An 8502-nucleotide genomic window follows, 5' to 3' on the forward strand; every position below is an offset into this window, starting at 1 on the left:
CCAGCTGGAAAAGATTTTGGCCACGCTGGACCATGTGAAGCCCGGCATCGCGGTGATCGATTCGATCCAGACGGTGTATTCCGAACAGCTCACCTCGGCCCCGGGCTCGGTGGCGCAGGTGCGCGAGTGCGCGGCCCACCTCACGCGCGCGGCCAAGGCCAGCGGCACGGCGATCGTGCTGGTGGGCCACGTGACCAAGGAAGGCGCGCTGGCCGGCCCGCGCGTGCTGGAGCACATGGTCGACACCGTGCTGTATTTCGAAGGCGACACGCACAGCAGCTTTCGCCTGATCCGCGCGATCAAGAACCGGTTTGGCGCCGTGAACGAAATCGGCGTGTTCGCCATGACCGAGAAGGGTCTGAAGGGCGTGAGCAACCCGAGTGCGATCTTTCTCTCGCAACACAGCGAGCCCGTGCCGGGCAGCTGTGTGATGGTGACGCTGGAAGGTACTCGCCCGATGCTGGTGGAGATTCAGGCATTGGTGGACACGGGCGGCCCCAGCCCGCGGCGCCTCTCCGTGGGCCTGGACCGCGACCGCCTGGCCATGCTGCTGGCGGTGCTGCACCGCCACGCCGGTGTGGCCTGCATGGACCAGGACGTGTTCGTCAACGCGGTGGGTGGCGTGCGCATCAGCGAACCCGCGGCCGACCTGGCGGTGATGCTGGCCATCACCAGCAGCCTGCGCGGCAAGCCGCTGCCCAAGGGCTTCATCGCGTTTGGTGAAGTGGGTCTGGCCGGCGAGGTGCGCCCCGCGCCGCGTGGCCAGGAGCGCCTGAAGGAAGCGGCCAAGCTGGGTTTCAGCGTGGCGGTGGTGCCCAAGGCCAACCTGCCCAAGAAGAACGACAAGAGCTTTGAAGGCCTCACGGTGCACGGCGTCGACCGCATCGAAGAGGCCATGGAGCTGGCGCGCAGCCTGGCCTGAGGCCTGCAGCGCACCGAAGGACAATCCCCCCATGCAACTCAAAAAATTCCTCATTCCACTGGGCTGCGCCGCCCTCTTGGTGGTGGCGCACCGCGCCTCGGGCTGGCCCGCCGTGGCCGCCGTTGGCGGTGGTCTGCTCATGTGGCTGCTGCTGCACTTCACCCGCCTCATGACGGTGCTCAAGCGCGCCGCCCACCGCCCCATCGGCCATGTGGACAGCGCCGTGATGCTCAACGCCAAGCTCAAACCCGGCGTGACGCTGATGCACGTGATCGCCATGACGCGCGCCCTGGGCCAACGCATCTCGGCCGAAGGCGCAGAGCCCGAGGTGTACCGCTGGAGCGACAACGGCCTGTCCACCGTGGAAGCCGAGTTTGCTGGCGGCAAGCTGGTGCGCTGGCGGCTGGACCGCAGTGCCGACACGCCGGTCTCCCAAGCGCCTGAGCCCGACGGTCCTGCGCCGTAAAATCGGCGGTTTCGCAGCCCGGGCTGCCTCCACGACACAACCCCCAAAGGACCCCCATGAGCCCCATCGTTCCCTCGATGTCCGACCGCGACGGCAAGATCTGGATGGACGGCCAGATGGTGGACTGGCGCGACGCCAAGATCCACGTGCTGACCCACACGCTGCACTACGGCTGCGGCGCTTTCGAAGGGGTGCGGGCCTACAACGCGGTCGGCGGCACGGCGATCTTTCGCCTGGAAGAACACACCGAGCGCCTGTTCAACAGCGCCAAGATCCTGCGCATGAGGCTGCCCTTTACCCTGGAAGAAACCATGGAAGCGCAAAAAGCCGTGGTGCGCGAGAACAAGCTGGAAAGCTGCTACATCCGCCCGCTGACCTGGATCGGCGACAAGAAGCTGGGCGTGTCACCGAAGGGCAACACCATCCACCTGATGGTGGCGGCCTGGGCCTGGGGCGCGTACCTGGGCGAAGAGGGCTTGAAGCGCGGCATCCGCGTGAAGACCAGCAGCTACACCCGTCACCACGTCAACATCACCATGACGCAGGCCAAGGCGGTGAGCAACTACACCAACAGCATCCTGGCCAACATGGAAGTGACCGACGAGGGTTACGACGAAGCGCTGCTGCTCGATGCCTCGGGCTTCGTGAGCGAAGGCGCTGGCGAGAACATCTTTGTGGTGAAGAACGGCGTGATCTACACGCCCGACCTGTCCGCTGGCGCGCTCAACGGCATCACCCGCAACACCGTGTTCCACATCGCCAAGGACCTGGGCCTGGAGATCGTGCAGAAGCGCATCACGCGCGACGAGGTCTACATCGCCGACGAGGCCTTCTTCACCGGCACCGCCGCCGAAGTGACCCCCATCCGCGAACTCGACCGCATCGAGCTGGGCAAGGGCGACTACGTGGGCAGCCGTGGCCCGATCACCGAGAAGATCCAGAGCGCGTTCTTCGACATCGTGAACGGCCGCAACCCCAAATACGCCCACTGGTTGACGAAGGTCTGAACACCATGACCACCCCAGCCATCGAACTCAAGGCCAGCGACCTCAACGCCCAGGGCGGCGTGTTCTGCCCGAACAAGCTGGCCGACATGAAACTCTGGAACAGCCACCCCAAGGTGTACCTGGACGTGGGCCACACCGGCGAAGGCAAATGCCCGTATTGCGGCACGGTCTACCGCCTGAAAGCCGGCGAGACCGTTTCACACGGTCACTGATCAGCCCCGGGATTCCGCTGGCAACAGCGGATTGGTGAAGATAATGCGTGGTTCATGGCCGCCCCCGGGCTGCCCCAAGATTGCCACCTTTAGGGAAGTTTCATGATTCTGGTCACTGGCGGCGCAGGCTTCATTGGCGGCAACTTCGTGCTCGACTGGCTGGCCCAGTCGGCCGAGCCCGTCGTCAACCTCGACAAGCTCACCTACGCGGGCAACCTGGAAAACCTGGCCAGCCTGCAAGGCAACGCGGGCCATGTGTTCGTGCAGGGCGACATTGGCGACGGCGCACTGGTGGGCCGACTGCTGGCCGAGCACCGGCCGCGCGCGGTGATCAACTTCGCGGCTGAGAGCCATGTGGACCGTTCCATCCATGGCGCCGAAGACTTCATCCAGACCAACATCGTCGGCACCTTCCGCCTGCTCGAAGCGGTGCGCGCACATTGGTCCGCGCTCCCCGCAGAAGAAAAGTCCGCGTTCCGGTTTCTGCACGTGAGCACCGACGAGGTCTACGGCAGCCTGGCGCCCGATGCGCCGGCCTTCACCGAAACCCACGGCTTCGAGCCCAACAGCCCCTACTCGGCCAGCAAGGCCGCCAGCGACCACCTGGTGCGCGCCTGGCACCACACCCATGGCCTGCCGGTGCTCACCACCAACTGCAGCAACAACTACGGGCCCTTCCATTTCCCCGAGAAACTCATCCCGCTGATGATCGTCAACGCGCTCGCCGGCAAGCCCCTGCCGGTGTATGGCGATGGCATGCAGGTGCGCGACTGGCTGTATGTGAAGGACCACTGCAGCGCCATCCGCCGCGTGCTCGAAGGCGGCCGGCTCGGTGAGACCTACAACGTGGGCGGCTGGAACGAAAAGCCCAACCTGGAGATCGTGCGCACCGTCTGCGCCCTGCTCGACGAACTGCGCCCACGCACCGACGGCCAGCCCTACGCCAGCCAGATCAGCTACGTGAAAGACCGCCCCGGCCACGACCGCCGCTACGCCATCGACGCGCGCAAGATCGAACGCGAACTCGGCTGGAAGCCGGCAGAAACCTTCGAGAGCGGCATCCGCAAAACCGTGCAGTGGTACCTGGACCACCCCGAGTGGGTGGCCAACGTGCAGAGCGGTTCCTACCGGCAGTGGGTGCAGGCGCAGTACGAGGCGCCGGTGTCTGCATGAAGGTTTTGCTGCTGGGCAAGAACGGACAGGTGGGTTGGGAGCTGCAACGCAGCCTGGCGCCACTGGGCGAACTGGTGGCGCTGGACAGGCACAGCACGCTGGCTGGTGGCGGCTGTGGTGACCTCAACGACCTGGACGGCCTGCGCGAAACCGTGACGCGGCTGCGGCCCGACGTGATCGTGAACGCGGCGGCCCACACCGCTGTGGACAAGGCCGAAAGCGAGCCCGAACTGGCGCGCACCTTGAACGCCACGGCGCCCGGTGTGCTTGCCGAGGCAGCCCAAGCAGTGGGCGCCCTGCTGGTTCACTACTCCACCGACTACGTGTTCGACGGCAGCGACACCGTGCCGTGGACTGAAGACGCCGTCGCCGACCCATTGAACGTCTACGGGCAGACCAAGCTGGAAGGCGAGCAGCTGATCGCAGCGTCCGGCGCGCGTCACCTGATCTTTCGCACCAGTTGGGTTTACGCCGTGCGCGGCGGCAACTTCGCCAAGACCATGCTGCGGCTGGCGCAAGAGCGCGAACGGCTCACCGTGATCGACGACCAGTTTGGCGCGCCCACCGGGGCCGAGTTGATTGCCGACGTCACGGCCCATGCGGTCCGCCAGACGCTGCGCGATGACGCGCGCTGCGGCACCTACCACCTGGCGGCCGCAGACGAGACCACATGGAACGGCTACGCCCGCTTCGTGCTGGAGACCGCGCGCGCCCTCCAGCCCGGGCTGGCGCTCAAGGCGCAAGAGGTGGCGCCTGTGCCCACCAGCGCATTCCCCACCCCCGCGCGCCGGCCGTTGAACTCGCGACTGAACACGGCTCGCCTGCGCGGTGCATTCGGGTTGAATTTGCCCCACTGGCAGCACGGCGTGCGGCGTATGCTTGCCGAAATTCTGTGAGACAAGACGCATGACACAACGCAAAGGCATCATCCTGGCCGGCGGCTCGGGCACCCGCCTGCACCCCGCCACGCTGGCCATCAGCAAACAACTGCTGCCGGTGTACGACAAGCCGATGATTTATTACCCGCTCACCACGCTCATGCTCGCCGGCATCCGCGATGTGCTGATCATCAGCACGCCGCAGGACACGCCCCGCTTCCAGCAACTGCTGGGCGACGGCAGCGCCTGGGGCATGAACCTGCAGTACGCCGTGCAGCCCAGCCCCGATGGCCTGGCGCAGGCCTTCATCATCGGCGCCGACTTCGTGGGCAACAGCCCCAGCGCTTTGGTGCTCGGCGACAACATCTATTACGGCCACGACTTCACCACCCTGCTGGCCGACGCCGACCAACAGGCCAGCGGTGCCACCGTGTTCGCGTACCACGTGAACGACCCCGAGCGCTACGGTGTGGTGGCCTTCGACGCCCAGGGCAAAGCCCGCAGCATCGAAGAGAAGCCCGCCAAGCCACAAAGCAATTACGCCGTGACCGGCCTGTACTTTTACGACCAACAGGTCGTGGACATAGCCAAAGCCGTGAAGCCCAGCGCACGCGGCGAACTCGAGATCACCGCCGTCAACCAGGCCTACCTGGACCTCGGCCAGCTCAACGTGCAGATCATGCAGCGCGGTTATGCGTGGCTTGACACCGGCACACACGACAGCCTGCTGGAAGCCAGCCAGTTCATCGCCACGCTTGAACACAGGCAGGGCTTGAAGATTGCCTGCCCCGAAGAGATTTCGTGGCGCCATGGCTGGATCGACAGCGCACAACTCGAAGCATTAGCCCAACCCATGCTCAAGAATGGCTACGGTCAGTACCTCGTGAGATTGCTCAAGGACCCGGTGATCCGATGAAAGTCACCCCGACCGCCATCCCCGACGTGCTCATCATCGAACCCAAGGTGTTCGGTGACGAACGGGGCTTCTTCTTCGAAAGCTTCAATCAGAAAGCCTTCAACGAAGCGACCGGACTGGATGTGAACTTTGTGCAGGACAACCACAGTCGCAGTGCGAAGGGTGTGTTGCGGGGGTTGCACTACCAGGTACCCCCACATGCGCAGGGGAAACTGGTACGGGTGGTGCGGGGAGCGGTGTTTGATGTGGCGGTGGACATTCGCCAAGGGTCATCGACTTTCGGGAAGTGGGTGGGTTTGGAGCTATCGGAGGAGAACCGCAAGCAACTCTGGGTGCCTGCTGGTCTCGCTCACGGCTTTCTGGTCTTGAGCGAATCGGCCGACTTTCTGTACAAGACCACCGACTACTACGCACCGCAGCATGAACGTTCCATTGCCTGGAACGACGCTTCGCTCGGGGTCGAGTGGCCAGATCTCGGCATTGCTCCAAGCCTGTCCGCGAAGGACCGCGATGGGCCTTTTTTCTCTCCTCACAACGCTTTCTTCGAACAGCCTATTCCCCGATGAAACAAGTGCTTGTCAGCGGCGGCAAGGTGCATCTTGAGAATGTGCCAGCTCCAGGCGTCGAACCGGGCACCGTCCTGATCCATATGGACCATTCGTGCATTTCGATCGGCACGGAAATGTCGGGCGTTAAATCCTCAGGTGTACCGCTATGGAAACGTGCCCTCCGTCAGCCGCAGCATGTCAAGAAAGTCATCGACATGCTGATGACCGATGGCATGTCGATGACCCGCAAACTCGTACAGGAACGACTATCCGTCGAGCTACCCACCGGTTACTCTGGCGCGGGCGTCGTGCTGGCGGTCGGCGCGGGAGTCGATGAATATGCGCCCGGCGATCGCGTTGCCTGTGCGGGCGCGCAATGTGCCTTCCATGCCGAGGTTGTGCGCGTACCGAAGAACCTTGTGGTGCCAATGCCCGACAACGTGGGCTTCGACGCGGCATCATCCGTAGCGCTAGGTGCCATCGCCATGCAAGGCGTTCGCCGCGCCAGCCCCACTCTGGGTGAGACCTTCGTCGTGATCGGGCTCGGCGTTTTAGGCCAGCTAACCGTGCAAATGCTTCGCGCCAACGGATGCCGCGTGATCGGCGTGGACCTTGATCGCGAACGCCTCGCCTTGGCCCAGCGCCACGGCATGAACTGGGGTGTGCATCCGGACGACGCCGACGACGTCGTTCAGGTCGCGCGCGTCACCGGCGGCACCGGCGCCGACGGCGTGATCATCACCGCCGCAAGTCCCTCCGATGCCATCGTGTCGGCCGCGTTCCGCATGTGCCGAAAGAAGGCGCGCGTGGTGCTGGTGGGCGACGTCGGCCTCGGCTTGCAACGCGCCGACTTCTACGTCAAGGAACTGGACTTCCTCATTTCGAGCTCCTACGGCCCAGGTCGCTACGACGCCCACTATGAGGAAGGCGGTCTCGACTACCCATTGGGCTACGTGCGCTGGACCGAAGGCCGCAACATGGCGGAGTACCTGCGGCTGATCGCAGACGGCACGCTGGACGTGCAATCCATGATTGCTGCCGTGCACCCCATTGACAAAGTTGCCGAGGCCTACCAATCCTTGCAATCAGGCGCCGACAAGCCTTTGATGGTGTTGCTTTCTTACCCACGCCGCGAAGACGCACTGGCACGGCGCACGCCGCTGACGCCATCAAGGACCACCGTTGCTCACACAGGTGCGGTTCGCATTGCGCTTATCGGCGCTGGCGGTTTCGCCAAGGGCATGCACCTGCCCAACCTGCAAGAGCTCAAGGACGACTTCGTGTTGCGCGCGGTCGCGAGCCGAACAGGACACAACGCCTCTTCAACAGGCAAACGGTTCGCGGCCAGCTACACCACCACCGACCACCACGAAGTCCTGAACGACCCCGAAGTGGACGCCGTGATCATCGCGACACGGCACGACACGCACGCCGCACTGGCCCTGGACGCATTGCGTGCCGGCAAGCATGTACTGCTCGAAAAGCCTTTGGCACTGACCGAGGAAGAACTGCTGGGCATCGAAACCTTTTACCAAGATGCTCTCGGCCCAACGCCCGTACTCCTGACCGGCTTCAACCGGCGTTTCTCCCCGTATGCACAGCACATTGCCGCCGCGGTGCGGAACCGCTCCAATCCGATGGTCCTCAACTACCGGATGAACGCGGGTTACATACCCCTGGACCACTGGGTGCACGGCCCGGAGGGTGGTGGGCGCAACCGCGGCGAGGCCTGCCACATCTACGACCTGTTCACGTTCCTGACCGGTTCACCCATGAAATCGGTCCAGGCCACGGCACTGGCACCGGCCACAGCTTACTACTCGGCCTCGGACAATTTCGTTGCCACCATCGGCTTCGAAGACGGATCGGTGGCCAGCCTCACCTACACGGCTTTGGGCAATGCCGAATTTCCAAAAGAGTCGATGGAAGTCTTCGTCGACGGCGTGGTGTTCTCACTGAACGACTACCGCGCGCTGAGCGTGACAGGAAGCCGCGGCAAGCCACTGGAAACCCGCACATCCAGCAAAGGCCAGAAAGAAGAGCTGCAGGCATTTGCCGCAGCCATTCGCGGGAAGTCGGACTGGCCCATTCCCCTGTGGCAGCAATTGCAAGCGACGCGTATCGCCAACCAGATCCACAACCTTTTGGCAGGAGGACGCGGCGTTGCCACGGCTCAGTAGTTTCAATCTGATACGCCTTCTGGCAGCACTCCAAGTGTATGCAATGCATGCGTTTACGACGCTTGGCCTTTCAATGGCGCCTATCGTCACCGTGATGTATGCCTAGCTGCACGTCGGCTGGACAAGCATGAAGGGCGTGGCTGTCGTGACAGCCGGCGTTGCGTTGATGGTTATCGGCTCCTGGTACTTCAGTGAGCGCC

At 63.9% G+C, this 8502-nt stretch carries 9 protein-coding genes; all 9 read left to right on the plus strand.

Annotated features, from left to right (window positions below; translation table 11 throughout):
• On the plus strand, positions 1-922 hold a 922-nt coding region (gene radA / locus ACN4F8_RS14940; protein ID WP_419474288.1), incomplete at its 5' end, for a DNA repair protein RadA.
• A gap of 31 nt (positions 923-953) precedes the next feature.
• Complete coding sequence (locus ACN4F8_RS14945; protein WP_419474289.1) at positions 954-1388, plus strand: glycerate kinase; 435 nt, start codon at positions 954-956, stop codon at positions 1386-1388.
• Positions 1389-1444: 56 nt separating this feature from the next.
• On the plus strand, positions 1445-2395 hold the full coding sequence (locus ACN4F8_RS14950; RefSeq protein ID WP_419474290.1) for a branched-chain amino acid transaminase: 951 nt from the start codon (positions 1445-1447) through the stop codon (positions 2393-2395).
• 5 nt (positions 2396-2400) lie between these two features.
• Complete coding sequence (locus ACN4F8_RS14955) at positions 2401-2607, plus strand: zinc-finger domain-containing protein (RefSeq protein WP_419474291.1); 207 nt, start codon at positions 2401-2403, stop codon at positions 2605-2607.
• 102 nt (positions 2608-2709) lie between these two features.
• Positions 2710-3780: a dTDP-glucose 4,6-dehydratase gene (rfbB, locus tag ACN4F8_RS14960; RefSeq protein ID WP_419474292.1), complete on the plus strand. Its 1071-nt coding sequence runs from the start codon at positions 2710-2712 to the stop codon at positions 3778-3780.
• Positions 3777-4676, plus strand: a complete 900-nt coding sequence (gene rfbD, locus ACN4F8_RS14965) for a dTDP-4-dehydrorhamnose reductase (protein WP_419474293.1) — start codon at positions 3777-3779, stop codon at positions 4674-4676. Before rfbB ends, rfbD begins: the two co-directional genes overlap by 4 nt.
• A 10-nt stretch (positions 4677-4686) precedes the next feature.
• A complete protein-coding gene (gene rfbA, locus ACN4F8_RS14970) occupies positions 4687-5574 on the plus strand; it encodes a glucose-1-phosphate thymidylyltransferase RfbA (protein WP_419474294.1) in 888 nt (295 codons plus the stop codon).
• Complete coding sequence (gene rfbC / locus ACN4F8_RS14975; RefSeq protein WP_419474295.1) at positions 5571-6140, plus strand: dTDP-4-dehydrorhamnose 3,5-epimerase; 570 nt, start codon at positions 5571-5573, stop codon at positions 6138-6140. Before rfbA ends, rfbC begins: the two co-directional genes overlap by 4 nt.
• Positions 6137-8302: a bi-domain-containing oxidoreductase gene (locus ACN4F8_RS14980; RefSeq protein WP_419474296.1), complete on the plus strand. Its 2166-nt coding sequence runs from the start codon at positions 6137-6139 to the stop codon at positions 8300-8302. The genes rfbC and ACN4F8_RS14980 overlap by 4 nt, the downstream gene beginning before the upstream one ends.
• The last annotated feature ends 200 nt before the right edge of the window (positions 8303-8502 follow it).

The organism is Hydrogenophaga sp., assembly GCF_048549895.1.
Lineage (GTDB): Bacteria > Pseudomonadota > Gammaproteobacteria > Burkholderiales > Burkholderiaceae_C > Hydrogenophaga.